This window comes from Quadrisphaera sp. DSM 44207 (assembly GCF_900101335.1).
Classification (GTDB): domain Bacteria; phylum Actinomycetota; class Actinomycetes; order Actinomycetales; family Quadrisphaeraceae; genus DSM-44207.
In genome coordinates this window covers 69,540-96,368 of sequence record NZ_FNKA01000001.1, presented here as the reverse complement: position 1 = coordinate 96,368, position 26,829 = coordinate 69,540, and the positions used below count along the sequence as shown (strand labels likewise).

The following is a 26,829-nucleotide window of genomic DNA, read 5'->3' as shown; positions in this document are numbered from 1 at the left end:
ACACCACGCGCATGGCCAGCGCAGCGGGCGGACGGGGCGGGACCGGCTCACCGCTGGAGCCGCCCGCCGAGCCCGAGCAGGAGATCGAGGAGGCCTTCGACCGCCTCGTCGACGAGGGGGAGGACCGCCTGGCGCGGCCCTGGCCGGCGCTGGTCACGACGGGCTTCCTGGGCGGGGTGGACGTCGGCACGGGGGTGATCGCCTACCTGCTCGTCGAGCACGCCACCGGCTCGCCCCTGCTGGCCGGGCCGGCCTTCAGCATCGCCTTCGTCGCGCTCCTGCTGGCCCGCAGCGAGCTGTTCACGGAGAACTTCCTCGTGCCCGTCACCGCCGTCGCGGCCCGGCGCGGCTCGCTCGCCGCCCTCGGGCGGCTGTGGGGCGTGGCGCTGGTGATGAACCTCGTCGGCGGCTGGCTGATCGCCTGGTTGATCGTCACGGCCCTGCCCGACCTGCGGCCGACGGCCGTGACGGCCGGGACCCACTACGCCCAGCTGGGCGTGGACCTGGAGTCCTTCGCGCTCGCCGTCCTCGCCGGCCTGGTGATCACGCTGATGACGCGCATGCAGCACGCGACCGACAGCCTGGGGGTCAAGCTCGTCCCCGCCGTCCTGTTCGGCGCCCTGCTGGCCGGCGGGCAGCTGTTCCACAGCGTCCTGGACTCGGTGCTGATGTTCGCCGCCCTGAACACCGGCCAGGCACCGTTCGGCTACGCGGACTGGTTCGGCGCCCTGTGCTGGTCGGCGCTGGGCAACACGGTCGGGGGCGTGGTGCTCGTGGCCTTCGTGCGCCTGGCGCGCGTGCCCCACCGGCTCGTGCAGGAGCGCGCGCGCAACGCCTGACCCGGCGCCGCGGAACGGTCCGGGGACGACCGCGCCCGCACCGCGGGTCCCGCTCGCCCGTCGCCGCCGCTGCGGGCAGGCTGGGACGTCCGACCCGCGCACCCGTCCGGAGGAGACATGCAGCGCCCCGCCCGTGGACCCCGCCCGCGCCGCGCCGCGACCGCGCTCGCGGCCGCCTCGCTCATCGCCCTGGTGGGCTGCTCCGACGAGGACCCGCCCACCGTCTCCACGCCCGAGGCGGTCGAGTCGGAGGCCGCCGACGGCATCGCCGGGGACGCGGAGGAGGCGGAGGCGGAGGCGGACGCCGAGCCGGAGCTGACCGCCGAGGAGCTGCTCGCCGCGCCGGCGAACCACCAGGGCGAGCAGGTGGACGTCGAGGCCGTGATCCGGCTGGTCCTCGTCGACGGCGCCTTCCTCCTCGCGCCCCCGGGCACCGAGGTGACGCCCGAGCCGAGCCCCGCGCTGCCGCAGGTGGCGTCCGAGAACGAGTTCGTCGTCATCGGCCCGACGGAGGACGTCGCCGCCGGGGACACCGTGCGGGTGACCGGCACGGTGCGCGACGGCCTGGTCGACACGGACCTGGAGGACCGGGTGCCGGAGAGCTGGCCGGACGGGGCGCTCGACGACTTCGTCGACGGGCCGTGGCTGGAGGCCACCTCGGTGGAGCCGGTCGGCGGCTGACCTGCTCGCGGCGCTCCGCTCGCGGCGTCGTGCGCCCGGGATCAGCGGCGGAGGTGCGGCGGGACGGCGACCAGGGCGCCGGTGACGAGCGCGAGCGCGACGACCCAGCCGGCCACGACGTCGCTGAGGTAGTGCACGCCCAGGGCGACGCGGTCGAACCCGGTGGCGAGGACGACGAGCGCCGCTGCCGACCACGCCAGCGCCCTCGCCCGCCGGCCCAGCGCCGGCAGCAGCACGGCGAGCAGCACGGCGGCGCCGAGCATCGAGGTCTGCGCGTGCCCGGAGGGGAAGCTGTACCCGGGCGCCGCGGCGACGGGGTCGGCGAAGGCGGGACGCGCCCGCTCGACCGCCTCCTTGAGCACGACGTTGAGCACCGAGCCGACGGTCGTCGTCGTGACCGCCCATGTCGCCGCCCGGCGCCGTCCCCGCCGCCACAGCGCGACCGCCACCGCCAGGACCGCCAGCCGGAAGGTCCACGGGTGCGCCACGACGGCGAGCACCTCGAGCGCGACCACGGCGCCCGGCCGGGTCAGCGCCCAGGCGTTGAAGCCGGCCGCGACGGCGCCGTCCAGGCGCAGGAGCGCAGGGGAGCCGGCGAGCACCAGGGCGAGCAGCGCGAGGAACGGCAGCGCCACGAGCGCGCCCAGCGCGGCGCCCGCCGCCGTGCGCCCGGCCAGGCCGGCGTGGCGGGCGACCTCCTGCTCGACGGTGCCGGGCGTCGCGGCGCTCACGCGGGCGGCCTCACAGAGCGCAGCCGTCCGGGCCGCACGCGGCGGCGTCGTCCCCCGTGCCGACCAGGGTCAGCGGGCGGCTGTCCTCCCAGGCGCGCTGCAGCACCGCGAGCAGGTGCTCGGGCGGCTGCGCGCCGGAGACGCCGTAGCGGCGGTCGACGACGAAGAACGGCACGCCGCGGATCCCCAGGGCCGCGGCCTCCGCCTCCTCGGCGCGCACCGCCTCCAGCAGGCGGCCCTCGGCCAGGACGGCGCGCACCTCCTCGGCGTCCAGGCCCGCCTCGGCGGCCAGGCGCACGAGCACCTCGCGGTCGCCGACGGCCTCCCCCTCGGTGAAGCACGCCCGCATCAGGCGCTCCTCCACGGCGTCCTGGAGGCCGTGCTCGCCCGCCAGGAGGACCACCTGGTGCGCGTCGGCGGTGTTGGCGCGCACCGCGCGCTCGAAGTGGAAGTCCAGGCCCTCCTCGGCTGCTGCGGCCGTCATGGACGCGAGCATCCCGCGCGCCTGCTCCAGCGAGGTGCCGTACTTGGCCGCCAGCCGCGTCGCGTAGTCGTCCGGGCGGGCGGTCTCGGCAGCGGACGCCGACGTCGCCGTCGGGTCCAGCTCGAACGCCTTCCACTCCACCTCGACCTCGTCGCGGTGCCCGAAGCGCTCCAGGGCGGCTTCGAAGCGGCGCTTGCCGATGTAGCACCAGGGGCAGACGACGTCGGACCAGATCTCGACCTTCACGGCCGGGTCAACGCGCGGGACGGGCGGGCGCTTCCCGCGCCCGCCCGCCCCGGCGGTGGGTCGTGCCGCGCCGTTCGCGGCGCCGACCCGGGCAGGGCCGCCTGGGCGCGCCGCGACCGGACGCCGCGACACGCCTGGCGCGCGGCGACACGCCGGGCACCGGTTGCGCGGAAGTCCTGAGGAGGGGCCACCCGCGCCACTACCGTGGCCGAGGACCCCCGCAGCAGCCTCCCCGCGGCTGACGGGGCGCGCGGCGGAGAGGCACACGTGGGACGACGGGTCAGCACGGCGCGCAAGCGCCGGCTGCTGGCGCACCCCGCCGAGGGGGTCGCGCTCGGGGTCGCGGGCGCCCTCGTCGCCGCGACCCTCGTCGGCGCCCTGGGCGACTTCCACGTCCCGGCCGACGGCGGTCCCGCCCGCCCCAGCTGGTCCGAGACCAGCGTCAGCGCCCGGTCCACGCCGTCCTCGCAGCTGGCGGACGAGCTGGTGATCCCCCTCGCGGAGCCGGTGCCCACCGGGTCGGCGCTGCCCGGGCGCGTGTCCACGCTGCGCCCGGCCGCCCCCGCAGTGCCGTCGCCGCCCGCACCGGCGCGGACCGCCGCGGAGCCGACGCCGGAGGAGCCGGAGCCCTCCCAGGAGCCCTCGCAGGAGGCGTCGCAGGAGCCGCAGTCCTCCAGCGAGTCGTCCGGCGAGTCCTCCGGCGAGTCCTCCGGTGGGTCCTCCGGCCGGTCCTCCGGTTCGCCGGAGGGCTCGCCGAGCTCGACGACGACCACCGACGCGCCGCCGCCGACGCGCAGCCCCTCCCCGGGGACTCCCGACCCGGAGCCGGAGCCGGAGCCCTCCGGCAGCACGAGCACCGGCCCAGAGCCGACCAGCGGGACCGCGGAGCCGGGAACGGCGGCGGAGGAGACGTCCTCCCTGGTGGAGCAGACCGCCGGCGCCCCCGGCGACGGCGGCTCGTCGTCCTCGTCGGCCGCGGGCGCGCCGTCCTCCTCGACCCCGTCCGGGTCGTTCCCGGCCGCGTCGGCGGGGACGTCGTCCAGGACGGCCGAGGCGTCGTCGCAGGGGTCCGGCGGCTAGCTCCCGGCCCGTTCCGCCGCGAGCACCGCGGCGCCCACGATGCCGGCCTGGTTCTGCAGGCGCGCCGGGACGATCGGCGTCCTGAGCTCCAGCAGCGGCAGGAACTTCTCGGACTTGCGCGAGACGCCGCCCCCGACGACGAGCAGGTCGGGCCAGAACAGCGCCTCCAGCGCCCCGAAGTACGCCTGCAGCCGCTTCGCCCACTGCTTGTAGGTCAGGTCCTCGCGCTCGCGGGCGGCGTCCGACGCCCGCGTCTCGGCGTCGTGGCCGCCGACCTCGAGGTGCCCGAGCTCGGTGTTGGGCACCAGGACGCCGTCCACCAGCAGCGCCGTGCCGATGCCCGTGCCGAGGGTGGCGACCAGGACGACGCCCCGCACCCCCTTCGCCGCGCCGAAGCGGGCCTCGGCCACGCCGGCGGCGTCCGCGTCGTTGACCACGTGCACGGGGTGGCCCGTGGCCTCCGCCAGCAGCGCCTGCACGTCGGTGCCGATCCACGCCTCGTGCACGTTCGCGGCGGTGCGCGCCGTGCCGTGCTGGATCACCGCCGGGAACGTGACCCCGAGCGGCAGGCCCTGCCCGGCGTCCCCGAGGCCGCCGGTGATCGTGCGCGCCAGGTCGGCGACCACGCGCGCGACGGCGGCGGGCCTGGAGGGCTGGGGCGTGGGCTCGCGCAGCCGCTCCGCGGTCAGCTCACCCGCCCCCAGGTCCACGGGGGCGCCCTTGATGCCCGAGCCGCCGATGTCGATGCCCACCCCGATCCGCTCCACCCGCCGCACGCTAGGCCGTGCCCGGACGGCGGACCAGTGCGGGGCGCCGGCTCAGGGGAGGGTGAGCACCTCGGCGCCGGTGTCGGTGACGAGCACGGTGTGCTCGAACTGGGCGCTGCGGCGGCGGTCCTTGGTCACGACCGTCCAGCCGTCCTCCCACATGTCCCACTCCACCGTGCCCAGGGTGAGCATCGGCTCGATGGTGAAGGTCATGCCCGGCTCGATCACCTCGGCGTGGCGCGGGGCCGCGTCGTAGTGGGGGATGACGAGGCCGGAGTGGAACGCGGTGCCGATGCCGTGCCCGGTGAAGTCGCGCACCGACCCGTAGCCGAAGCGGCGGGCGTAGGTCTCGATCACCCGCCCGATGACGTTGACCTCCCGGCCGGGCTTGACGGCCCTGATGCCGCGCTCGAGGGCCTCGCGGGTGCGCTCGACGAGCAGGCGCGACTCCTCGTCGACCTCGCCGACGCAGAACGTCGCGTTGGTGTCCCCGTGCACCCCCACGCCGTCGACGACGACGAACGCGGTGATGTCGACGTTGACGATGTCGCCCTCGGCCAGCACCGTGGAGTCGGGGATGCCGTGGCAGACGACCTCGTTGACGCTCGTGCAGACGGCCTTGGGGAAGCCGCGGTAGCCGAGCGTGGAGGGGTAGGCGCCCGCGGCGACGAGGAACTCGTGCCCGACGCGGTCCAGCTCGTCGGTGCTCACGCCGGGCGCCACGTGCCGGCCGACCTCGGCGAGGGCCTGCGCGGCGAGCCGGCACGCCACCCGCATCCGCGCGATCGTGGCGGCGTCCTTGACCTCCGGGCCGGTGTAGGGGCGCGGCGCCGGGCGGTCGACGTACTCCGGGCGCGGGATCGACGCCGGCACCGGGCGGCGGGGGCTGACCGCGCCGGGTCGCAGGGTGCCGAGGGGAGCGGTGGCGGGTGCGCTCGCGGGCATGCGCCGAGTCTAGGTCGACGGCACGATCGTCCTCCCCGACGCGGGGACGCAGCAGCGAGGAGGTGCCGGGTGTCCGAGCCCGAGATGAAGTACTGGTTCAACGTGCGCACGGGTCAGGTCGACGAGGGCCACACCGCGCCGGGCAGGGACCTCATGGGCCCCTACGCCACGCGCGCGGAGGCCGAGCACGCCCTGCAGATCGCGCGGGCGCGCACCGAGGCCTGGGACGACGCGGAGCGCGCGGACGACTGAGGGAGGACCGGCTGGGCGGCTCGCCCCGCCCGGCCGGGCAGCGGGCTACCGGGTCAGCTTCGGCAGGACGTCGCGGCCGAAGACCTCCAGCCACTGCTCCTGGTTCCGGCCGACGTTGTGCAGGTAGACCCGGTCGAAGCCGAGGTCGACGAAGCGCTGGATGTGCGCGCGGTGCTCGTCCGGGTCCTCGGAGATCAGCAGCCGCCCGGAGAAGTCCTCCGGGCGCACCAGCTTCGCCATCGCGGCGAAGTCGTGCGGGGAGCGGACGTCGGCCTTGGGGAACGCCATGCCGCCGTTGGGCCACTGGTCCATCGCGTTCGCCAGCGCCTCCTCGCGGGTCGGCGCCCACGACAGGTGCAGCTGCAGCAGCCTGGGCATGGCGTCCGGGTCCTTGCCCGCCTCGCGGGCGCCCTCGGCGAACCGGTCGAAGAGCCCGGAGATCTTCTCCAGCGGCGCCCCGACGGTGATGATCCCGTCGGCGTGCCGCCCGGTGCGCCGAGCGTTGACCGGCCCGGCGGTGGCCACGAGCACGGGCGGGGCCTGCTGCGGCATCGTCCACAGCCGCGAGGACTCCATCCGGAAGTACCGGCCGTCGTGCTTGACGTCCCTGCCGGCGAGCGAGGCGTCGAACAGCTCCTTGATCACGTCGACGGCCTCGAACACCATCGCGCTGCGCTGGCCGGCCTCGGGCCAGTACGTGCCGAGGACGTGCTCGTTGAGCGCCTCCCCGGCCCCGACGCCCAGCCAGGAGCGGCCCGGGTACATCGACTCCAGCGTCGCCGCCGCCTGCGCCACCACGGCCGGGTGGAAGCGGAAGGACGGGCACGTCACGCCGGGGCCGAAGTCGCCGCGGGTGCGCTCGCCGACCGCCGCCAGCACCGACCACACGAACGACGCCTCGCCCTGGGCGGGCACCCAGGGCTGGAAGTGGTCGGCGGCCATGCACCCGGAGAACCCGTGCTGCTCGGCCAGGGCGGTCAGGGCGACCGCCTCGGCGGGCGCGAACTGCTCCAGCGCCGCGGCGTACCCGACCGTGAGGCCGGCCGCGGTGCCGGGGTCCTGCGCGGCCATCAGCGGCCCTCCAGCAGGAGGTCGAGGACCCGATCCGTGGCGCGGCCGTCCTCGAGGTGGCAGTACCGCTCCTGGAACGCGGCGTACCGCCCGGCGTGCTCGCGGCGGACGCCGTCGAGGTCCGACAGCGCGTCCAGCAGCTGCGGCAGCGTCTGCGCCACCGGGCCGGGCGCCTCGGGGATGGGGTCGAAGTACAGCCCCCGCACGGAGTCGCGGTAGGTGGCGAGGTCGTAGGCGAAGAAGAGCAGCGGCTTGCCGGTGACGGCGAAGTCGAACATCGTCGAGGAGTAGTCGGTGACCATGGCGTCCGCGGCCAGGTACAGCTCGCGGACGTCCGGGTGCCAGGAGACGTCGCGCACGCCCGGCCCCACCAGGGGCTGCATCCGGTCGGTCATCATGTAGTGCAGGCGGGGCAGCAGCACCCAGTCCTCGCCCATCCGCTCCACGAAGCGCTCGACGTCGAGCGCGAGCCGGATGTCGGGGCGGCCCTGCGCGTAGTAGTCGTCGTCGCGCCAGGTGGGCGTGTACAGCACGGCGGTGGTGTGGTCGGCGATGCCCAGGTCGGCGCGCACCTTCGCGCGCACGGCGTCGCGCTCGGGGGAGAGCAGCAGGTCGTTGCGCGGGTAGCCGGTCTCCACCACCCGCCCGTCGAAGCGGAACGCCCGGCGCAGCCGCTCGGTGCTGACCCGGTTGGGCGAGAGCAGCACGTCCCAGCGCGCGACGTCGCGGTCGAGGCGCTGCAGGCGGTCCCCGGGGGCGGAGGTCGGCAGGACGTCGTGGTGGATGCGCTTGAGCGGCGTGCCGTGCCAGGTCTGCAGGTACAGCGCCCCGGGCGCCTTGGTCCACTCGACCTCGGTGTGCGTGTTGGCCACGACCGCGTCGGCGGACTCCAGGGCCGCGACGCCCTCCGCGCTGTCCAGGACGACGGTGCGCGCGTCCGCGGGGAAGCCGGACAGGTGGGCGGGGTCGGCGAGCCACGTGTGCTCGTGCTCGTCGCCGAGCTCGCGCAGCCGCTCGTAGACCGCCCGCGGGCTGTCCGAGTAGCGGCCGGCGAAGGAGTTGTAGACGAGGCGCATGGGCGCATGGTGGGGGTCCGGCGCCCGCGGTGCTAGTCGGCTACTCGGGGTGGGTGTGCTCCTCGGCCGGGAAGGCGCGCGCGCGGACCTCAGCGGCGTACTCGCGCGCCGCGCCGAGCAGCGCGCCGCGCACGTCGGCGTACGCCTTCGCCAGCTTCGGCATCCGGGGGGTCAGGCCGGCCACGTCGGTCCACACCAGCACCTGCCCGTCGCAGCCGGCGCCGGCGCCGATGCCGATGGTGGGGATCTCCAGCGCCTCGCTGACCCGCTGCGCCAGCGGCGCGGGCACGACCTCGAGCACGATCGCGAAGGCGCCCGCCTCCTGCAGCGCCAGGGCGTCGGCGAGGAGGCGGTCCCCGGCGTCCCCCCGCCCCTGCACGCGCGGCCCGCCGAGGCTGTGCACCGACTGCGGGGTGTAGCCGAGGTGGCCCATGAACGCGATGCCGGCGCCGGTGACGGCGCGCACCTGCGGCAGCACCCGCGCGCCGCCCTCGAACTTCACCGCGTGCGCCCGGCCCTCCTTGAGGAAGCGCACCGCCGTCGTGACGGCCTGCTCGGGGGAGACCTCGTAGCTGCCGAAGGGCAGGTCCGCGACCACCAGCGGGCGCCCGCCGCGGTCGGCGACCGCCCGCACGTGCGGCAGCAGCTCCTCGACCGTGACGGGCAGGGTGGTGGCGTAGCCCATCAGGTTGTCGCCCATGGAGTCCCCGACGAGCAGGACGTCGATGCCCGCCTCGTCGAAGATGGCCGCGGTCAGGGCGTCGTAGGCGGTGAGCATGGCGATCGGCTGGCCCGCCGCCTTCATCTGCCGCAGGTGGTGCACGCGCACCCGCTTCGGGGCGATCGCCGGCTCGCTCATCGGGACCGCTCCTCGCGCCAGCGGGTGGTGATCGGCAGCCGCCGGTCGCGGCCGAACGCGACCGCGCTGATCTTGGTGCCGGGGGCGAACTGGCGCCGCTTCCACTCCGCGCGGTCCACCAGCGGCACGACCGCGTCGACGACCTCGGGGTCCAGCCCGGCGGCCAGCAGCTCCGAGCGCCCCTGCGCGCCGACGACGTACCGCTCGAGCACCGCGTCGAGCACCTCGTACGGGGGCAGGGAGTCCTGGTCGGTCTGGCCCGGGCGCAGCTCCGCCGACGGCGGCTTGGTGATGGAGCGCTCCGGGATCGGCGGGGTCTCCCCGCGGCGCTGCGCGTGCGCGTTGCGCCAGCGCGCCAGCTCCCACACCAGCGTCTTGGGCACGTCCTTCAGCGGCGCGAAGCCGCCGACGGAGTCGCCGTAGAGCGTGGAGTAGCCCACGGCCAGCTCGCTCTTGTTGGACGTCGCCACCACCAGGTGGCCCTCGGAGTTGCTCAGCGCCATGAGGGTGGTGCCGCGCACGCGCGCCTGCAGGTTCTCCTCGGCGAAGCCGCCGAGCCGCACGACCGCTGCCAGGTCCGCCGTGAAGGCGTCCACCACGGGCGCGATCGGCACGACCCGGTAGTCCAGCCCGGTGCGCCGGGCCAGGTCCGCGGCGTCGTCCTTGGAGTGCTCCGAGGAGTGGACGCTGGGCATGGACACGCCCGTGACGCACCCGGCGCCCAGGGCGTCGACCCCGAGGGCGGCGACCACGGCCGAGTCGATGCCGCCGGACAGGCCCAGGGCGACGCGCTCGAAGCCGTTCTTGCGCACGTAGGCCCGCAGCCCCGTCACCAGCGCCGTCCACACCTCCCCGACCTCGTCCAGGCGGGGGGCCTGCGGCGGGGGCAGCGGCTCGTACGGGGCCACCGGCTCGTTCCCGACGACGACGCGCACCACCCCGGGCACCGGTTCGGGGGCCGCGCGCCCGGGCTCGGAGGGCAGGTCGAGGTCGACCACGAGCAGCGCCTCGGCGAACTGCGGACCGCGCGCGAGGAGGTGCCCGGCGGCGTCCACGACGAGGGAGTCGCCGTCGAAGACCAGGTCGTCCTGCCCGCCGACCGCGTTCAGGTACGCCAGGGTGCAGCCGGCCTCGACGGCGCGGCGGCGCACCAGCTCCAGGCGGGTGTCGTCCTTGTCGCGCTCGTACGGGGAGCCGTTGACCACCAGCAGCAGGTCCGCGCCGGCCGCCCGCGTCATCGCCACCGGCCCGCCGTCCTGCCAGAGGTCCTCGCAGATCGCGAGGGCCACGTCGACGCCGGCGACCCGCACCACCGCCAGGTCGCGGCCGGGCACGAAGACGCGGAACTCGTCGAAGACGCCGTAGGTCGGCAGGTGGTGCTTGGCGTAGCGGGCCACCACCCGCCCCCCGTGCAGCACCGCCGCGCAGTTCTGCGGCAGGCCCTTGGGCAGCGCGGAGCCGCCGTGCTCGTCGCGGCCGGTCTCCACCAGGTCCAGGTCCACCTGCCCGCCGCGCAGGTCCTCGGCGCGGTCGAGGTGGCCGACGACGACGGGCAGGTCGCCGTGGCCGTCGGCGTGCAGGTCGGCCGCCAGCTGCCGCAGCGCCGCCCGCGAGGCCTGCACGAACGAGGCGCGCAGCGCGAGGTCCTCGACCGGGTAGCCGGTGAGGACCATCTCGGGGAAGGCCACCAGGTGGGCGCCGGCGCGGGCGGCCTCGGCGGTGCGCTCGCGCACCAGGCGGGCGTTGCCGGGCAGGTCGCCCACGGTCGGGTCCACCTGCGCGAGCGCCAGTCGCAGCTGTGGCATGCCCCGGGAGCCTAGTGATGCCAGTGCTCGCCGCCGAGCGGGTGGGCGACCACCGGCGAGGTCGGGCCGGTCAGCACTGCCGGGGAGCGGACCCGCCGTCGCGCGTCCAGGACGGCGGGGACGAGCGCGAGGGCCACCAGGCCCGCGGTGACCAGCAGGGAGACGGTGATCGCCGGCTGCCACCGCCCGCCCGCGGAGACGGCGAAGAAGACGGCGCTGATCCCCGCGATGCCGGCCGCCGAGCCCAGGCGCTGCGCCGTCTGCAGCACGCCGCTGGCGCTGCCGGCGTCCTCCAGCGGCACCTCGGCCAGGGTCAGGGTGACGTTGGGGCTGATCACCAGGCCGCCGCCCGCGCCCGCGACGGCCAGCGGCAGGGCCAGCAGCGCGCCCGTCCACCCCGCGCCGACCGCCGGCGCGAGGACCTCGACGACCAGGACGCCGGCCAGCAGGCCGGCGGCGACCAGGCACAGGCCCGCCACGACCATGCGCCGCCCCACCCGCGTGACGACCCGCCCGGCCAGGGGCGCGGTGACCGCCCCGGCGATCGCGAACGGGGTGGTGCTCAGGCCCGCCTGCAGCGGCGTGTAGCCGAGGCCCTGCTGCAGGTACAGGGTGAGGACGACGAAGATCGCCGTGAAGCCGGCGAAGTACAGGCTGCCGACGAGCACGCCCGCGGCGAAGGGCGGGTGGCGCAGCAGCGCCGGGCGGGCCAGCGGCGTGCGGCCCGAGGCGGCGTACCGGCGCTCCCAGGCCACGAACGCGCCGGCCGCGGCCGCGGCGGCGAGCAGGACGGCGAGGGCGAGCGGCAGGCCGAGGACGGCCTGCTCCTGCAGGCCGAGCAGCACCCCGAGCACGGCCAGCCCGAGCAGCAGCGAGCCGACGACGTCCAGGCGCTCGTGCCGCGTGCCCTCCTCGCGCGGCAGGAGCCGGTGGGCGAGCAGCAGGGCCACCGCGCCCACGGGCAGGTTGACCCAGAACACCCAGCGCCAGGCGCCGCCGCCGGGCACCAGGGCGAGGATCGCGCCGCCGAGGAGGGGGCCGATGGCGGTGGAGACGCCGATGGTGCCCCCGAACAGGCCGAACGCCCGCCCGCGCTCGGCGCCCGTGAAGAGGTTCTGGATGATGGCGCTGACCTGCGGGTTGAGCACGCCGGCGCCGACGCCCATCGCCAGGCGCGCCGCGATCAGCGCCCCGGGGCTCGTCGCGAGCCCGCACGCGAGGCTGGCGAGGAGGAAGACGGCCAGGCCGGTCATGAACAGGCGCCGCCGCCCGTAGGAGTCGCCCAGACGCCCCGCGGGCACCAGGGCCAGGCCGAAGGTGAGGGCGTACCCGGTGAGCACCCACTGCAGCTGCGCGGCGGACGCCCCCACGCCCGCCTGCACGGCCGGCAGCGCGACGTTGACGATGCTCACGCTGAGCAGGCTGAGGAAGCCCGACGCCAGGCAGACGGTGAGGATGCGCCAGCGACGGGGGTCGCTGCCGGGAGGAGTCACGACGCACCATCGTGCTCCCGCTCCCGCCCGCCCGCTCCCCGGGCGGGCGGGCGGGCCCGGGGGCGCCGGGTGCCACGATGGGCCCATGGACAGGCAGCAGGAGTTCGTGCTCCGGTCGGTGGAGGAGCGCGACATCCGCTTCATCCGCCTGTGGTTCACCGACGTGGTCGGGTCGCTGAAGTCGGTGGCCGTCGCTCCGGCGGAGCTGGAGGGGGCCTTCACCGAGGGCATCGGCTTCGACGGGAGCGCCGTCGAGGGCCTGACCCGGGTCTCCGAGGCCGACATGCTGATGCGGCCGGACCCCTCGACCTACCAGGTGCTGCCGTGGCGCATGGACGCCCAGACCGGCCAGGGCACCGCGCGCATGTTCTGCGACATCCTCACCCCCGACGGCGAGCCCGCCGCCGCGGACTCCCGCCAGGTGCTCAAGCGCGTCCTGGCCCGCGCCGCCGACCTCGGCTTCACCTTCTACACCCACCCCGAGATCGAGTTCTACGTGCTCACCGAGGAGTCGCTGCGCACCGGCACCCCGGTGCCGGTGGACGCCGGGGGCTTCTTCGACCACGTGCCGCGCGGCACCGGCCAGGACTTCCGGCGGCGCGCGATCTCGCTGCTGGAGTCGATGGGCATCTCGGTGGAGTTCAGCCACCACGAGGGCGGGCCCGGGCAGAACGAGATCGACCTGCGCTACGCCGACGCGCTGTCGACCGCGGACAACATCATGACCTTCCGCACGATCATCAAGGAGGTCGCGCTCGAGCAGGGCGTGTACGCGACCTTCATGCCCAAGCCCTTCGCCGAGCACCCGGGCTCTGGCATGCACACCCACATGTCGCTGTTCGAGGGCGACCGCAACGCCTTCCACGACGCCGCCGGGCAGTACCAGCTGTCGAAGACGGGCCGGCAGTTCATCGCCGGCCTGCTGCGCCACGCGCCGGAGATGACGGCGGTGACGAACCAGTTCGTCAACTCCTACAAGCGGCTGTGGGGCGGCCACGAGGCGCCGTCCTACGTCAGCTGGGGCCACAACAACCGCTCGGCCCTGGTGCGGGTGCCGCTGTACAAGCCGCGCAAGGGCAACTCCGCCCGCGTCGAGTACCGGGCGCTGGACTCCGCGGTCAACCCCTACCTCGCGTTCGCGCTGCTGCTGTCCGCGGGCCTGAGGGGCGTGGAGGAGGGCTACGACCTGCCCGAGCCCGCCGACGACGACGTGGAGTCCCTCACCGACGCGGAGCGGCGGGCCCTGGACATCGACCCGCTGCCGGCGAGCCTGGGCCGGGCCCTGGAGGTGCTGCAGGGCTCGGAGCTGGCCGCGGAGACCCTCGGCGAGCACGTCTTCGACCACCTGCTGCGCGACAAGCGCCTGGAGTGGGCCGAGTACCGCCGCCAGGTCACCCCGTTCGAGCTGCGCCGCTACCTGCCGGTCCTGTGAGCGGCGCCGTGAGCGGTGGTGGGGGCGGTGCTGGAGGCGGTGCTGGAGGCGGTGCTGGAGGCGGTGCTGCGGGGGCGCGAGCGCCGCGGGTGCTCGTCGTCCAGCACGAGGACGGCTGCCCCCTCGGCCGCCTGGCGCTGCCCGGCGCCGCGGTCGACCTGCGCCGCCCCTACCGCGGGGACCCGCTGCCCGCGCGCCCGGCCGACCACGACGCGCTGGTCGTCCTCGGCGGGCGGGTCGCCGCCTGGGAGGACGACGCGGCGCCGTGGCTGCCCGCGACCCGGCGCCTGCTCGCGGCGGCGGTCGCGGACGGCGCCGCCGTGCTCGGGATCTGCCTGGGGGCGCAGCTGCTCGCCCTGGCCACCGGCGGGCGCGTCGAGCGCGGCGGCGCGGGCCCGGAGGTCGGCGTCCTGCCCGTCACCGCCGCTCCCGGCGCGGACGGCGACCCGCTGGTGGGCGGGCTCGGCCCCTCCTGGCGCGCGCCGCAGGCCCACGGGGACGCCGTGAGCGCCCTGCCGCCGGACGCCGTCCTGCTGGCGGCCAGCGCCGCCTACCCGGTGCAGGCGTTCCGCCTCGGGCACCGCGCCTGGGGCGTGCAGTACCACCCGGAGGTGACCCCGCGGGTCTACGGGGAGTGGCTGGCCGGCCACGGCCGGGACCTGGCCGTCCGCGGCACCGACGCGGCCGCCGAGCTCGCCGGGATGCGCCGGCGCGACGGCGAGCTGGGCGCGCTCGCCCGCGGGCACGGCGAGGCGCTGCTCGCGGCGGCGGGCGCCGGGCCCGGGGCGGGAGCCGCGCGGTGACGACGCCGCGCGCCGCCAGCACCGCGGGCACCCTGGCCCGGCTGGGGTTCACCGACCCGCCCGCGGCCGCCCGGCTGCTGTCCGACCCGGCGCTGGCGCGCCTGGCCGGCACCGGCGCGGACGTGGAGGAGCTGCTGGCGGCGCTGGCGCGCACGCCGGACCCCGACCGCGGCCTGCTCGCGCTCGTGCGCCTGCTGGAGGCCCTCGGCCGGCCCGCGGTGCCCGCGGGCGTGCGCGCCGGCGTGCAGGGCCTGCTGGCCGAGGACGGCGTCGTGCGCCGGCGCCTGCTCGCCGTGCTCGGCGGCTCCGTGGCGCTCGGGGAGCACCTGGTGCGCCACCCCGAGCACTGGGAGGCGCTGCGGGTCGGTCCGCACCGCACCGCCGCGCAGGTGCGCGCGGACCTGCTCGCCGCCGTCGGGGCCGACCCGCAGGCGCCGGTGCCCGTGGCCTCCTCCGAGCGCGGCCCGGGCCGGGACGCGCTGCGCGTGGCGTACCGGCGCCGGCTGCTGACCCTGGCCGCGGTCGACCTCGCCGACCCCGAGCCGGTGGCGTCCGTCGACGTCGTCACCGGGCACCTCGCGGACCTCGCCGACGCCGCCCTCGAGGCCGCGCTCGCCCTCGCCCGGGCCGTGGTGCCCGGCGCGCCCGCCGCCCGGCTCGCGGTGATCGCGATGGGCAAGTGCGGCGCGCAGGAGCTGAACTACGTCAGCGACGTCGACGTCGTCCACGTCGTCGCCCCGGCGCAGGGCTGCGACGAGGCCACCGCCCTGCGGGTGGGCGCGCAGCTGGCGGCCGAACTCGCGAGCGCCTGCTCGGCCGCCACCGCCGAGGGCACCCTGTGGCCGGTCGACGCGGGCCTGCGCCCGGAGGGGCGCGACGGGCCGCTGGTGCGCACCCTCGACAGCCACGTCGCGTACTACCGGCGCTGGGCGCGCACGTGGGAGTTCCAGGCGCTGCTCAAGGCCCGCCCGGCGGCGGGGGACGCCGAGCTCGGCGCCGCCTACGCCGAGGCCGTGGGGCCGATGGTGTGGAGCGCCGCCGACCGCCCCGACCTCGTCCCGGACACCCAGGCGATGCGCCGCCGGGTGGAGGAGCACGTGCCGGCGAAGGAGGCGGACCGCCAGCTGAAGCTCGGCCGCGGCGGGCTGCGCGACGTGGAGTTCGGCGTCCAGCTGCTGCAGCTCGTGCACGGGCGCACCGAGCCCGCCCTGCGGGTCGCGGCGACGCTGGAGGCCCTGGAGCGGCTCTCGGCGTTCGGGTACGTGGGCCGCCACGACGCCGCCGCCCTCGACCGCGACTACCGGTTCCTGCGCGTGCTCGAGCACCGCCTGCAGCTGCACCGCCTGCGCCGCACGCAGCTGGTGCCCGAGGACGACGCGGACCTGCGCCGCCTCGCGCGCGCCGCCGGGGTGCCCGGCGGGGCCGACGGGCTGCGCGCCGAGTGGGCGGCGGTGCGCCGGCGCGTGCGGCGCCTGCACGAGCTGTTCTTCTACCGCCCGCTGCTGGCGGCGGCGGCGCAGCTGAGCACCGACGAGGTGCAGCTGACGCCCGACGCCGCCCGCGCGCGCCTGGCCGCGCTCGGCTACCGCGACCCGGCCGGGGCGCTGCGCCACATCGCCGCCCTCAGCTCCGGCGTCAGCCGCCGCGCCGCGATCCAGCGCCAGCTGCTGCCGGTGATGCTCGGCTGGTTCGCCGACGGCGCCGACCCGGACGGCGGGCTGCTGAGCTTCCGGCGCATCAGCGAGCGCCTCGGCGGCACCCACTGGTACCTGAAGATGCTGCGCGACGAGGGCGCCGCGGCGCAGCGGATGGCCGCCGCGACGGCGTCCAGCCGGTTCGTCGCCGCCGGGCTCGAGCGCGACGCGGAGGCCACCCGCTGGCTCGGCACGGACGCCGACCTGCTCCCGCGCGACCCGCGCGCGCTCGCGGTGGAGGCCTCGCACGCGCTCGCGCGCCAGGAGGAGCGCGCCGCCGCGGCGGCCGTGGTGCGCCGGCTGCGCGCCCGCGAGCTGCTGCGCACGGCCCTCGGCGACGTGCTGGGGCTCGTGGAGCCCGAGCGGGCCCGCGCGGCGATCAGCGCCGCGACGGCGGCGGCCCTGGACGCGGCCCTGGCGGTGGCCGTGCGCGCGGTCGTCGAGCGCACGAGCCGGGAGGCGCTCACGCGCGTCGCGGTGGTGGGCATGGGCCGGCTCGGCGGGGCGGAGATGGGCTACGGCAGCGACGCCGACGTGCTCTTCGTCCACGACCCCCTGCCGGGCGCGAGCGCCGCGGCCGCCCAGGAGCAGGCCCTGGCGATCGTCGGGGAGCTGCGCCGGGTGCTCACCGCCCCCGGCCCGGAGCCCGCCCTGGAGGTCGACGCCAAGCTGCGCCCGGAGGGGCGCGACGGCCCGCTGGCCCGCTCCCTGGCCTCCTACCGGGAGTACTACGGCCGCTGGGCGCAGCCGTGGGAGGCCCAGGCCCTGCTGCGCGCCGTCCCCGTCGCCGGGGACCCCGCGCTGGGAGCGGCGTTCCTCGAGCTGGTCGACCCGGTGCGCTTCCCCCCCGGCGGGGCCGGGGAGGCGGTGGTGCGCGAGGTGCGCCGCGTCAAGGCGCGCGTGGAGGCCGAGCGGCTGCCGCGCGGCGTCGACCCCCGGCGCCACCTCAAGCTCGGCCCGGGCGGCCTGGCCGACGTGGAGTGGACCGCCCAGCTGCTGCAGATGCGGCACGCCGCCGAGGTGCCCGCGCTGCGCGCGACGTCGACGACCGGCGCGCTGGCCGCCGCGGTCGGGGCCGGCGTCCTGGACGGCGACGACGCCGCCGTCCTGGACGCCGCGTGGCGGACGGTCTCGCGCGCCCGCGACGCCCTGGTGCTGCGCGCGGGCCGTCCCACCGACGTCCTGCCCTCCGACGTCGGCGAGCTGGAGGCCGCCGCGCGCCTGGCCGGGCACCCCGCCGGGTCCGCGAACGCCTTCGACGAGGACGTGCGCCGGCACATGCGCCGCGCCCGCCGGGTCGTCGAGCGCGTCTTCTACGGCTGAGCGCCCGGGTCCCGGCCCCGGGAGCAGGCGCGGCAGGTGCCCAGCAGGGCCACGTGGCCGGGGTCGAGGACGAAGCCGCGCTCGGCGGCCAGGCGCTCGGCGAGGTCCGCCAGGGCCGCGGCGGGCACGTCCTGCAGGATCCCGCACGCCGAGCACTGCACGTGCGCGTGCGGCTCCCCGGTCGCCAGGTGGTAGGTCGTCGCGCCGCGGGCGCTGTGGGTGTGGGTGAGCAGGCCCAGGTCGCGCAGGGCCTCCACGGCCCGGTACACCGTGGCCCGGTGCACGCCCGGGCGCCGGGCCGCCGCCTGCTGCACCACGTCCTCGGCGCTCAGGTGCTCGCCGGCGGCGCCGGCGAGCACCTCCAGGACGGCGCGGCGGGCCGCGGTGACCCGGTGCCCGCCGGCGCGCAGCAGCTGCAGCCGGCGCTCGACCGCGGGCGCGACCGCATCCTCCACGACCGGCAGTGTGGCACCGCGCACCACGCGCCGGGCGCCGGGCGTCGTGCGCCGGGCGCGCGGGCTCAGCCCTGCCCGAGCAGGCGCGCCGCGGCCTCGACGCGGGCCGGCAGGCGGCGGCGCGCCCGCAGCGCCCGCGCCGCGTCCGGCAGCGCCGTGCGCAGGCCGGCGCGCCCGGCGTCCCCGCCGGCCCAGGCCGCGCGCGCCCGGGCGGCGACCACGCGCCACGGGCGGCGCATCAGCGCGGTGAGCAGGCCCGCGCGGGTGATGCGGGCGCGCCGGCGCGCCGGGTCGTCGCGCGCCGGGCTGGGGTGGTGGTGGACGACGAGCTCGTCGACGTACGCCAGGCCCCACCCGGCGGCGGCCAGGTCCAGGGCCACCCGCTCCTCCTCGCCGGGGAAGACCACGACGTCGTCGAAGCCGCCGACGGCGAGGAACGCGTCGCGGCGCACGACGGCCCCGCAGGCGACGAACCCGAGCAGGCTGGGCCCGGGCAGGTCCGGCTCGGTGCCCAGCGGCGAGCGCGCCATCTGCGCGCACAGGCCGTCGAGGCGCTCCTGCGGCCCGACGAGGATGCGGGCCGCCAGCAGCGCGGCGCGCGGGGAGGCGTCGAGCAGCCGCACCGCGCGCGCGAGCGCGCCCGGCGCCCACCAGGAGTCGTCGTCGGCGAAGGCGACGTAGCGGGTGCTCGCCCGCCGGGCGCCCAGGGTGCGCGCGGCGGCGCCGAGGTTGGCCGGCAGGGCGACGACGTCGACGTCCGGCACGCGCTCGCGCACCGCCGCGGCGGTGCCGTCGGAGGAGCCGTTGTCGACGAGGACCACCGGCGCTTCGTGGCGCGGCAGGGAGGCGAGCAGCTCCTCGCGCCGGTCGCGGCTGGCGACGACGACCGTGACGTCCCGCGTCGCGGCGCGCGCGGCGCCGGTCCTGCCCGTGCGCTCCCCGGGGCGGTCGGAGGCGCGGTCGGAGGCGCGGTCGGAGGCGCGGTCGGAGGCGCGGTCCGGGGCGCGGTCGCGGGTGTGCGGGGAGGGAGCGGTCATCGCCGGCGATGATGCCGCCGACCGTCCGGCGTGTCGCGCGGGGCGGGGCGTGGGCGCGCGCCGGGCGGGGTAGTCAGGTGCGTCCGTCCCCGACACGAGGAGGTCCCGATGGCCGACCAGCCCAGCCCGATCGACCTGCAGAAGCACCTGTCCGGTGTGGAGTACCCCGCCGGCCGCGACGCGCTCGTCCAGCACGCCGAGCAGCAGGGCGCCCCGCAGGAGGTCCTGGAGCGGCTGCGGACGATCCCCGACCGCGAGTACGAGGGTCCCAGCGGCGTGACCCACGAGGTCTTCAACGGCTGAGCCGGCCCGGCGAGCGCGTCCGGACCACCCGTCCGGGCCAGCGGCGCCCGGGGGCGCTGTGGCGCACCCGGGCGCCGTCCTGTTGGATCCCCGCGTGAGGTCCCTGGAGGCGGCGCAGGCGCCGCGGCGAGCGGTGGTCACCGGCGGGGCGGGCTTCCTCGGCAGCCACCTGTGCGAGGAGCTGCTGGCCCGCGGCACCCGGGTGGTGTGCCTGGACAACTTCCTCACCGGGACGCCGGTCAACGTCGCCCACCTGGTCGAGCACCCCGGCTTCCAGCTGCTGCGCTGCGACATCACCGACTACGTGCACGTGCCGGGCGAGGTCGACCTCGTGCTGCACTTCGCGTCCCCGGCCTCGCCCATCGACTACCTGCAGCTGCCCATCGAGACCCTCAAGGTCGGCGCGATCGGCACCCTGCACGCGCTGGGTCTGGCCAAGGACAAGGGCGCCCGCTTCGTCCTCGCGTCCACCTCGGAGGTCTACGGCGACCCGCAGGTGCACCCGCAGCCGGAGGACTACTGGGGCCACGTCAACCCCGTCGGCCCGCGCGGCGTCTACGACGAGGCGAAGCGCTACGCCGAGGCGATGACCACCGCCTACCGCACCGCGCACGGCGTCGACACCGCCATCGTGCGGATCTTCAACACCTTCGGGCCCCGCATGCGCCCGCACGACGGGCGCGCCATCCCCACGTTCGTCCGCCAGGCGCTGGCCGGGGAGCCCATCACCGTCGCCGGGGACGGCCTGCAGACCCGGTCGGTGTGCTACGTCGACGACCTCGTCGCCGGCGTCCTCGCCCTCGCGGCCAGCGGCCACCCCGACCCGGTCAACATCGGCAACCCCACCGAGCTGACGGTCCTGCAGATCGCCGAGGACGTCGTCGCCGCGTGCGGCTCGGGCTCGCAGATCCGCTTCGTCGAGCGGCCCGTGGACGACCCGCAGGTGCGCCGTCCCGACACGACCCTCGCCGGGCGCGTGCTCGGCTGGGCCCCGCGAGTGCCGTGGGAGCAGGGGCTGGCGCGCACCGTCGACTGGTTCGCCCACGCCCTGACCACCCGCTCCGCCTGAGCGGGACGCCCGAGGTGGTGGACGGCGCGCCGCTCGTCCTGACGCTCGCGCTCGCCCGGCAGGACCAGGAGCGCTTCGACCGGCTGCGCCGGCAGCACTTCCCGTCCGAGCGGCTCCACGTCGGCGCGCACGTGACCCTCTTCCACGCCCTGCCGGGACCGCGGGTGGACGACGTCCTCGCGGCGTGCGAGGAGCACGCGCCGCCCGCGCCGTTGCCCGTCGCGGTCACGGGCGTGCGGATGCTCGGGCGCGGGGTGGCGTACCAGCTGGCCTCCCCGGTGCTGTCCGCGCTGCACGCGGCGCTGCTGGCGGCGTTCACCGCCACCTTCGGCGAGGACGTCCTGACCCGCCAGGACCGCGCGCGCCTGTCCGCGCACGTGACGGTGCAGAACAAGGTCGACCCCGAGCGCGCCCGCGCCCTGCACGCCGCCCTGTCGGCCGCCTTCACCCCGAGCGAGGTGACGGCGACCGGGCTGGCGCTGTGGCGCTACGTCGGCGGCCCGTGGGAGGCGGTGACCACCGTGCCGTTCGGGTCCGCTCCGCGCTGACCGGAGGGACGCCCCTGCATCAGCTCGGGAGCTCGGCGCTGGGGGTCCGGCAGCGCACGGCGGACACGACCGTGGCGCCCGCCGCGACGGACGCGGCCAGGAGCGCGGTCGCTGCCGTGGGCGCTCTTGCGGTCGACCAGGGCCTCCAGGAGCGTCGCGGCGGGCTGGTGCTGCAGCAGCGTCATCAGGGCGGCGCTCGCGCGGATGCCGGTGGTGGTGCGGGGGGCGTAGGTGCGCACCCTGCCCGGCGGGAGCTGCTGGGCCGCGCGGGCTCGCGGGCGCACGGCGGCCTCGTAGCGGTGCAGCGCCTCGGGCAGGGGGTGGTCGCCCAGGGCGTCGGCCAGGGCGACCGCGCCGGTGAGGGCCAGAGCGGTCCCCAGCCCGCTGAGGGGGCTGGTGCACCAGGCGGCGTCACCGAGCAGGACGACGCGCCCGCGGCTCCAGGTGCCCGTGTGGATCTGGTCGAAGGAGTCCACGGCGAAGTCCTCGGCGGCGCGGGCGGCGGCGAGCAGCTGGGGCGCTCGCCAGCCGACACCGGCGAACACCTCCTCCAGCAGGGCGTGCTGGGCCTCGCGGTCACGGCGGTCGGGCAGTCGGTCCAGGTGCTCGGCGGGGAAGGTGAAGCCGGCCTCCAGCTGCCCCGGACGGCCCGGGCGCAGCTCGACCAGGCGGGAGCCGGGCGCGTTGTGCACGAGGTACCAGCCGTCGACCGCGCCCGTGGCGGGGGACTGCGGCACGGTGAACCAGGCGTGGGCGAGCCCGAGGCGCCGCACGAAGGCCTCCTCGGGGCCGAAGACGAGCCGGCGCACGGCCGAGTGCGCTCCGTCGGCGCCCACCACGAGGTCGAACCCCTCCGGTCGGGAGCGGCGGAAGCGGGCCTCGACCGCGGTCCCCGCCGGCTCCAGGGCGGTGACGGGATCGTCGAAGCGGTGCTCCGCGCCCGCACCGACGGCGGCGTCGTGCAGCACGGCGGCGAGGTCCGCGCGCAGCAGCTCGGCGCTGGAGACGAACCCACGACCGCCGAAGGCCTCGACCGGCATCTGCGCCATCCGGTGACCACCGGCGTCGACCCAGGCGATGCCCCGCTGGGCGATCAGCCGCGCCCGGCACGCCTCCAGCAGGCCCATCCGCTCGAGGGCGGCCGCCGAGGACCCCCGCAGGTCGACCGTCTGGCCTCCGCTGCGCGGTCCCGGGGCCACCTCCACGACGGTGACCCGCCACCCCGCCCGCCCCAGCAGCGCGGCCAGCGCCTCCCCGGCGATGCCCGCCCCGACGATCAGGACCTTGTCCACGAAGCCTCCACCGCTCGCCTGTGCCGTGCCCCTAGCGCGAGAGGACTCGCACTAGCAGGAGCGTGCACGATGCTCCTGGAGGACGCAAGAAGGGTCGCCTTAACCTGGAGCGGTGGCGCAGCGGCACGGTGGACAGCGCCCCGGTGGCCGCACCGCACGGACCAGGGCGGCGGTGCACGACGCCGTGCGCGCCGTGATCGCCGAGCACGGCAGCGCGCACGTGACCATCGCCGAGGTCGCCGCGCGCTCCGGCGTCCACCCGGCGACGATCTACCGGCGCTGGGGCACCCCGGCGGCCCTCGTGCTCGACGTCGCCGTCGAGCACGTGAACGCCGCCTCGCCCCTGGTCGGCACCGGTGACCTGCGCGAGGACCTGAGCGCCTACGCCCGCAGCGCCGTCGAGGGCGTCGACCGACCCGGCGGCCTGGGGTTCCTGCGCGCGATCATCGCCGCTGTCGAGGACCCGGGCACCGGCCGCGACCGGGCCCTGCAGCTGATCGCGCCCCGCGTGGAGCGCATCCAGGCGCTGCTCGACGCCGCCGGTCCGGCCGCCGCGGGCCTGACCCCCGCCGACGTCGTCGACGGCCTGATCGCCCCGATCCACTACCGCAGCCTGCTCACCGGCACCGCCGACCTCGCCCCCGCCGACGTCGCCCGCCTCGTCGACAACCTCGTCCTCCTCGGCCGCGCCCGGCAGCCCCGGGTCCGCGACGAGCCCGATCCGCTGGCCGGCTGACGGCGGGCCCTCGCCCCTGCGGGCTCGGGTCAGGAGCTGGCGGACGGGGACGGCTGCTCGAGCGCGGGGGCCGTGGAGGCCTCGCCGTCGCCGAGCACGGCGTGGACGAGAGCGGCCAGACCGTCGTGCAGCCGTCGCTCGGGCCAGTCGCCCAGGTGCGCGACGAAGTCGCTGCGGATGACGGCGAGGAGCGCGTGGGCCAGGAAGTCCGCGGACCGCGGGCCCCGGACGCCGGTGACGATCCGCGTCAGGAGCGCGTGCCACCGGTCGTAGTCGGCGTTGTGGTACGGGTTGCCGTCGGTGGCGTCGATGGCGAGGGCGACCACCTGGTTCTCGTTCTTGAAGCGCAGCAGGGCGGTGAGCAGGTCCATCGCCTGCTCGGCGGGTGCTCGCCGGTCGTCCACCGCGGTGAGCGTGTCGTACAGCTGGCTCGTCCTCTGCTCGAACAGGGCCAGGACCAGCCCGGTGCGGCTGCCGAACCGGCGGAACAGCGTCCCCTTGCCGACGCCCGCGGCCGCGGCGACGTCGTCCATGGAGACCTGGTCCGGATCGGCCGCGGCGTCGAAGAGGCGTCCGGCCGCCGCCAGCACCGCCTCCCGGTTGCGCGCAGCGTCAGCTCGCACGAACCCTCCCTTGCCAAGCGGACCACCAGTCCGTACGGTTGAGCGGACCGGTGGTCCGCATTCTAGCGCGGACCTCCTGGACCGAGGAGGGGTTCCATGTCGAGCACTGCGGTCGAGGTCTTCCAGCAGGGGTTGGACCTGCTGGTGGCCAGGGACATGAACGGCTTCGTCGACCTGTTCGCCGAGGACGCCGTGGTGGAGTACGCGTTCGCGCCGCCCGGCTGGCCCCAGCAGCTGCACGGGCGCGCGCAGGTGCAGCGCCAGCTGGGCGACTTCCCCGCCTTCCTCGAGATCCAGCGCGTGGAGGACCTCACCGTGCACGAGACCACCGACCCGGAGGTCGTGGTGGCCGAGTTCACCCTCGCCGGCGTCGTCACCGCCACGGGCGAGCCCTACGCGTCGCGCTACATCGAGGTGGTCACGGTCCGCGGCGGCCGGTTCGTGCACTACCGCGACTACTGGAACCCGATGCTCGCCCTCGACCTGATGCCGCACGGTCACGGGTCGCACTGATCCGGGTCGCACTGATCCGGGTCGACCCCGGGTCGGGGAGGTCCGACGACGGCGGACCTCCCCGACCCGTCACAGGGGCCGGTCGCTCAGCGGGTCCTCCGGCTCGGCGCGGGCGACGTCGGCGACCTCCTCCTCCGGGCGCGGCGGCGCGGTCGGGTCGGCCTCCAGGGGCTCCAGCTCGTGGTCGGGGTGCTCGCTCACGGGTCCTCCTCGCGGGTCGGGTGCTCGGGGTCGGTGCTCGGGGTCGGTGCTCGTCCGTGCTCCGCGGTGGCGCAGCATCGTCGCGTGCTGCGCTACCACTACGACGTCGTGTGCCCCTACAGCCACCTCCTCATGCCCGAGGTCGAGGCCGCCGAGGACGCAGGCCTGGTGGTGGAGTGGGCGCCCTTCGAGCTGCGCCCGGCGCCGGACCCGCTGCCCGACCCGAGGGGCACGTACATCCGGGACCACTGGCGGGAGCGGGTCTACCCGCTCGCGGTCGCGTACGGCAGCGAGATCCACGTGCCCGTGCACCAGCCGCGCTCCACGCTGGCGCTGGCAGCGGGCTCGTGGGCGGCCGAGGAGGGCGCCGGGCGGGCGTGGCGCGCCGCCGTCCAGCGCGCGTTCTTCGTCGAGGGCCGGGACGTCGGCGACGAGCGGGTGCTGCGTCGCGCCGCCCGCGCGTGCGGCCTGGACGGGGACGGCGCCGTGGCCGCTGCGTGGGACCCGGCGCGCCAGGCGCAGCTGCGCGCGGAGCGGGCCCGGGCAGCCGCTCGGGGCGTCTTCGGCGTGCCGTCCCTGACGGTGGGGGAGCGGCTGGTCTTCTTCGGCGCCCCGCCGCCCGGGGCGGTCGCGGCGGCGCTGGCCGGGTGGGACGGGGACGCCGACGTCCTCGCGCAGCGGCTGGCCGCCGCGGCCTGACGGCTGCGGCGGCCAGCAGCGCCCGGTCGAACTCCTCCGCGCGCGTGGTGTCGACGCCGTGCGGCCCGCCCTCGACGTACCGGGCCGGGGAGCACGGGACCTCGCCGCCCGTGGAGGACCCGACGAGCGCCGGGCACCTGCTCCTCCCGGGAACGGCTGCTGAGGGGCCAGCCGCGGACGAGCACCACGGGGGTGACCGCGCCGTGGTCCTGGTGGCGCGGCTCGGTCGGCGCGCCGTTCTCGGTGCCGATGCTCAGGCGGGGCGTGCGGGTCCTCCCCGGGTGCGGACGGGTCCACCGACCACTGCATGCGACTAGGTGGCGCGCGATCCGTCGCGCCGCGCGGCCCGCTCAGTCCTCGGGCGCGAGCCTGCGCACGAGGGCGTGCAGCACGCCGACGAGCTCGGCGCTCTCCGAGGCGTCCAGGCCGCTGGCGGTGCACATGGTCCGCGGGATGTCCGCGGCCCGCGAGCGCAGGGCCTCGCCCTCGTCGGTGAGGGTGACCTCCACGGTGCGCTCGTCGTCCGTGCCGCGACGGCGCCGGGCCAGGCCCATCGCCTCCAGGCGCTTGAGCAGGGGGCTCAGGGTGCTCGACTCCAGGCCGAGGCGGGCGCCGATGCCCCCCACGGACGTCGTCCCGTCCTCCCACAGCACCACCAGCACGAGGTACTGCGGATAGGTCAGGCCCAGCTCCGACAGCAGGGGTCGGTAGCGGGCCGTCATGGCCCGCGAGGCGCGGTAGAGCGCCAGGCACAGGCGCTCGTCCAGGAGGAGCGCGTCGTCTGCAGCGGGGGCGTGCACGGGTCAACGCTAGACGAGCAGGCGCTCGGCGGCCGCCACGACGTCCTCCACCCGGGTGCGCGCCAGCACCGGGTCGACCGCCGCCGCGTGCGGGTCGCCGCGGTGGCCCGGCGGCGCGGGCCACAGCACCACGTGCCGGTCGGCGTCCACGGCGGGGCCCCACAGCGCCGGGCAGACGGGGCCGAACAGCAGCACCGACGGCGTGCGCACGGCCGTGGCCACGTGCGCGACGCCGGTGTCGCCGCACACCAGCAGCCGGGCGGAGGCGACGACGTCCAGCAGCTCGCGCAGCGACAGGGCGCCCGCGAGGTCCTCGCCGCCGGCGGCCGCCACCTGCGCGCACAGCGCCCCCTCGGCGGGGCCCCCCGAGACCAGGACGCGGTGGCCCCGCGCCGCCAGGGCGGTGACGACGCGCTCCCACCGCTGCGCCGGCCAGCGCCGCGACCCGGACGCGGCACCCGGGTGGACGACGACGGGGCCGCCGCGGCGGGCGCTCGCGGCGTCGTGGCGGGGAGCGTCCAGGAGGAGGTCCTCCGGCCCGCAGCGCCCGCCCGCCGAGCGCACGAGCCGGCACCAGCGCAGGACCTCGTGCTCGTCCGGGGACCACGCCGGGCCGCTCGGGTGCGCAGGACCCGCGAACGCCACGGTGGCCGCGGGCGCCAGGGCGGCCAGCGCCCGCGCGCTCTGCGGCCCGTTCCCGTGCAGGTTGACGCCGACGTCCACCCCGCGCCCGCCGAGCGCCTCCGGGTGCGCTCGGTCGGCGCGCACCAGCGCGTCGGGCGCCAGCGGCGCCAGGCCGGTCACCGGCAGCACGGCGTCGACCACGCCCAGGTCGCGCAGGAGGCCCCCGACGCCCGCGGGGGCGGCGAGCACGAGCCGGGCCGCCGGCCAGCGCCGCCGCAGGCCCCGCAGGGCGGGCACGCCCGTCAGCGCGTCCCCGAGGCCGAGGGCGCGCAGCGCCAGGACCGTGCG

The 26,829-nt window shown here is 77.1% G+C and carries 29 protein-coding genes; 13 read left to right on the top strand and 16 right to left on the bottom strand.

Annotation, left to right across the window (positions count from 1 at the left end):
• The first annotated feature begins 11 nt into the window (after positions 1-11).
• The gene (locus BLS82_RS00420) at positions 12-839 is read left to right on the top strand and encodes a formate/nitrite transporter family protein (RefSeq protein WP_092860667.1); all 828 of its coding nucleotides are present in this window, start codon (positions 12-14) and stop codon (positions 837-839) included.
• Between the two features lie 117 nt (positions 840-956).
• Complete coding sequence (locus tag BLS82_RS00415) at positions 957-1,520, top strand: hypothetical protein (protein WP_092860665.1); 564 nt, start codon at positions 957-959, stop codon at positions 1,518-1,520.
• 41 nt (positions 1,521-1,561) lie between these two features.
• Here BLS82_RS00415 and BLS82_RS00410 read toward each other — a convergent pair whose 3' ends face one another.
• Both BLS82_RS00410 and BLS82_RS00405 read right to left on the bottom strand, forming a co-directional pair.
• A complete protein-coding gene (locus BLS82_RS00410) occupies positions 1,562-2,251 on the bottom strand; it encodes a phosphatase PAP2 family protein (protein WP_092860663.1) in 690 nt (229 codons plus the stop codon).
• Positions 2,252-2,261: 10 nt separating this feature from the next.
• Positions 2,262-2,981 carry a DsbA family oxidoreductase gene (locus tag BLS82_RS00405; RefSeq protein WP_092860661.1) on the bottom strand — a complete coding sequence of 240 codons (720 nt, stop codon included), beginning with the start codon at positions 2,979-2,981 and terminating at the stop codon, positions 2,262-2,264.
• Positions 2,982-3,248: 267 nt separating this feature from the next.
• Here BLS82_RS00405 and BLS82_RS00400 point away from each other — a divergent pair, with 267 nt between their 5' ends.
• Complete coding sequence (locus BLS82_RS00400; protein ID WP_143028685.1) at positions 3,249-4,061, top strand: hypothetical protein; 813 nt, start codon at positions 3,249-3,251, stop codon at positions 4,059-4,061.
• Here BLS82_RS00400 and ppgK read toward each other — a convergent pair.
• The gene (ppgK, locus tag BLS82_RS00395; RefSeq protein WP_092860657.1) at positions 4,058-4,828 is read right to left on the bottom strand and encodes a polyphosphate--glucose phosphotransferase; all 771 of its coding nucleotides are present in this window, start codon (positions 4,826-4,828) and stop codon (positions 4,058-4,060) included. The two genes, BLS82_RS00400 and ppgK, sit on opposite strands and share 4 nt — an antisense overlap.
• Positions 4,829-4,879: 51 nt before the next feature.
• Positions 4,880-5,773, bottom strand: coding sequence for a type I methionyl aminopeptidase (map, locus tag BLS82_RS00390; protein ID WP_092860655.1), 894 nt, complete (start codon positions 5,771-5,773; stop codon positions 4,880-4,882).
• A gap of 69 nt (positions 5,774-5,842) precedes the next feature.
• On the opposite strand from map, the gene BLS82_RS00385 reads away from it, so the two are divergent.
• A complete protein-coding gene (locus tag BLS82_RS00385) occupies positions 5,843-6,025 on the top strand; it encodes a hypothetical protein (protein WP_092860653.1) in 183 nt (60 codons plus the stop codon).
• A 45-nt stretch (positions 6,026-6,070) separates the two neighbouring features.
• Here the strand turns inward: BLS82_RS00385 and BLS82_RS00380 are convergent, their stop codons facing one another.
• From BLS82_RS00380 to BLS82_RS00360, 5 genes are read right to left on the bottom strand one after another with little or no spacing between them, the layout of a single operon-like run.
• A complete protein-coding gene (locus tag BLS82_RS00380; RefSeq protein ID WP_092860651.1) occupies positions 6,071-7,096 on the bottom strand; it encodes a TIGR03557 family F420-dependent LLM class oxidoreductase in 1,026 nt (341 codons plus the stop codon).
• Positions 7,096-8,172 carry a CDP-glycerol glycerophosphotransferase family protein gene (locus BLS82_RS00375; RefSeq protein WP_092860649.1) on the bottom strand — a complete coding sequence of 359 codons (1,077 nt, stop codon included), beginning with the start codon at positions 8,170-8,172 and terminating at the stop codon, positions 7,096-7,098. Before BLS82_RS00375 ends, BLS82_RS00380 begins: the two co-directional genes overlap by 1 nt.
• 40 nt (positions 8,173-8,212) lie before the next feature.
• Positions 8,213-9,031, bottom strand: coding sequence for a 3-methyl-2-oxobutanoate hydroxymethyltransferase (gene panB / locus BLS82_RS00370; RefSeq protein ID WP_092860647.1), 819 nt, complete (start codon positions 9,029-9,031; stop codon positions 8,213-8,215).
• On the bottom strand, positions 9,028-10,836 hold the full coding sequence (locus tag BLS82_RS00365) for an NAD+ synthase (protein WP_092860645.1): 1,809 nt from the start codon (positions 10,834-10,836) through the stop codon (positions 9,028-9,030). The genes panB and BLS82_RS00365 overlap by 4 nt, the downstream gene beginning before the upstream one ends.
• A gap of 11 nt (positions 10,837-10,847) precedes the next feature.
• A complete protein-coding gene (locus BLS82_RS00360) occupies positions 10,848-12,329 on the bottom strand; it encodes an MFS transporter (protein WP_218123398.1) in 1,482 nt (493 codons plus the stop codon).
• Between the two features lie 85 nt (positions 12,330-12,414).
• Between BLS82_RS00360 and BLS82_RS00355 the strand changes: the two genes are divergently transcribed.
• The 3 genes from BLS82_RS00355 (at position 12,415) to BLS82_RS00345 (ending at position 17,581) form a co-directional block, all read left to right on the top strand.
• Positions 12,415-13,761, top strand: coding sequence for a glutamine synthetase family protein (locus BLS82_RS00355; RefSeq protein ID WP_092860643.1), 1,347 nt, complete (start codon positions 12,415-12,417; stop codon positions 13,759-13,761).
• Between the two features lie 89 nt (positions 13,762-13,850).
• Positions 13,851-14,564 (top strand): type 1 glutamine amidotransferase, encoded by a 714-nt coding sequence (locus BLS82_RS00350; RefSeq protein ID WP_176818853.1) that lies wholly within the window; start codon positions 13,851-13,853, stop codon positions 14,562-14,564.
• Positions 14,561-17,581: a bifunctional [glutamine synthetase] adenylyltransferase/[glutamine synthetase]-adenylyl-L-tyrosine phosphorylase gene (locus BLS82_RS00345; RefSeq protein ID WP_092860639.1), complete on the top strand. Its 3,021-nt coding sequence runs from the start codon at positions 14,561-14,563 to the stop codon at positions 17,579-17,581. The genes BLS82_RS00350 and BLS82_RS00345 overlap by 4 nt, the downstream gene beginning before the upstream one ends.
• On the opposite strand, the gene BLS82_RS00340 is transcribed toward BLS82_RS00345, so the two are convergent.
• Positions 17,572-18,036 (bottom strand): Fur family transcriptional regulator, encoded by a 465-nt coding sequence (locus BLS82_RS00340; RefSeq protein ID WP_176818852.1) that lies wholly within the window; start codon positions 18,034-18,036, stop codon positions 17,572-17,574. The genes BLS82_RS00345 and BLS82_RS00340 overlap by 10 nt on opposite strands.
• Positions 18,037-18,101: 65 nt before the next feature.
• Complete coding sequence (locus BLS82_RS00335; protein ID WP_092860637.1) at positions 18,102-19,073, bottom strand: glycosyltransferase family 2 protein; 972 nt, start codon at positions 19,071-19,073, stop codon at positions 18,102-18,104.
• Between the two features lie 108 nt (positions 19,074-19,181).
• Here BLS82_RS00335 and BLS82_RS00330 point away from each other — a divergent pair, with 108 nt between their 5' ends.
• From BLS82_RS00330 to BLS82_RS00320, 3 genes are all read left to right on the top strand, one after another.
• Complete coding sequence (locus BLS82_RS00330) at positions 19,182-19,376, top strand: DUF2795 domain-containing protein (RefSeq protein ID WP_092860635.1); 195 nt, start codon at positions 19,182-19,184, stop codon at positions 19,374-19,376.
• 94 nt (positions 19,377-19,470) lie between these two features.
• Entirely contained in the window at positions 19,471-20,445 is a 975-nt protein-coding gene (locus BLS82_RS00325) for a UDP-glucuronic acid decarboxylase family protein (RefSeq protein WP_092860633.1), read from the top strand.
• A 17-nt stretch (positions 20,446-20,462) separates the two neighbouring features.
• Entirely contained in the window at positions 20,463-20,993 is a 531-nt protein-coding gene (locus BLS82_RS00320; RefSeq protein WP_218123397.1) for a 2'-5' RNA ligase family protein, read from the top strand.
• Here BLS82_RS00320 and BLS82_RS00315 read toward each other — a convergent pair.
• On the bottom strand, positions 20,933-22,285 hold the full coding sequence (locus BLS82_RS00315; RefSeq protein WP_092860629.1) for an FAD-dependent monooxygenase: 1,353 nt from the start codon (positions 22,283-22,285) through the stop codon (positions 20,933-20,935). The genes BLS82_RS00320 and BLS82_RS00315 overlap by 61 nt on opposite strands.
• A gap of 172 nt (positions 22,286-22,457) precedes the next feature.
• Between BLS82_RS00315 and BLS82_RS00310 the strand changes: the two genes are divergently transcribed.
• A complete protein-coding gene (locus tag BLS82_RS00310; RefSeq protein ID WP_176818851.1) occupies positions 22,458-23,021 on the top strand; it encodes a TetR/AcrR family transcriptional regulator in 564 nt (187 codons plus the stop codon).
• Positions 23,022-23,050: 29 nt separating this feature from the next.
• Here the strand turns inward: BLS82_RS00310 and BLS82_RS00305 are convergent, their stop codons facing one another.
• Complete coding sequence (locus BLS82_RS00305; RefSeq protein ID WP_092860625.1) at positions 23,051-23,644, bottom strand: TetR/AcrR family transcriptional regulator; 594 nt, start codon at positions 23,642-23,644, stop codon at positions 23,051-23,053.
• Between the two features lie 96 nt (positions 23,645-23,740).
• Between BLS82_RS00305 and BLS82_RS00300 the strand changes: the two genes are divergently transcribed.
• Entirely contained in the window at positions 23,741-24,157 is a 417-nt protein-coding gene (locus BLS82_RS00300; protein ID WP_092860623.1) for a nuclear transport factor 2 family protein, read from the top strand.
• Positions 24,158-24,226: 69 nt separating this feature from the next.
• On the opposite strand, the gene BLS82_RS16170 is transcribed toward BLS82_RS00300, so the two are convergent.
• Complete coding sequence (locus BLS82_RS16170) at positions 24,227-24,358, bottom strand: hypothetical protein (protein ID WP_255378012.1); 132 nt, start codon at positions 24,356-24,358, stop codon at positions 24,227-24,229.
• An 84-nt stretch (positions 24,359-24,442) separates the two neighbouring features.
• Between BLS82_RS16170 and BLS82_RS00295 the strand changes: the two genes are divergently transcribed.
• Positions 24,443-25,057, top strand: coding sequence for a DsbA family oxidoreductase (locus BLS82_RS00295; protein WP_092860621.1), 615 nt, complete (start codon positions 24,443-24,445; stop codon positions 25,055-25,057).
• A gap of 350 nt (positions 25,058-25,407) precedes the next feature.
• Here the strand turns inward: BLS82_RS00295 and BLS82_RS00290 are convergent, their stop codons facing one another.
• Positions 25,408-25,857, bottom strand: a complete 450-nt coding sequence (locus BLS82_RS00290; RefSeq protein ID WP_218123396.1) for a MarR family winged helix-turn-helix transcriptional regulator — start codon at positions 25,855-25,857, stop codon at positions 25,408-25,410.
• A 9-nt stretch (positions 25,858-25,866) separates the two neighbouring features.
• On the bottom strand, positions 25,867-26,778 hold the full coding sequence (locus tag BLS82_RS00285; protein WP_218123395.1) for a glycosyltransferase family 9 protein: 912 nt from the start codon (positions 26,776-26,778) through the stop codon (positions 25,867-25,869).
• Positions 26,779-26,829: the final 51 nt, after the last annotated feature.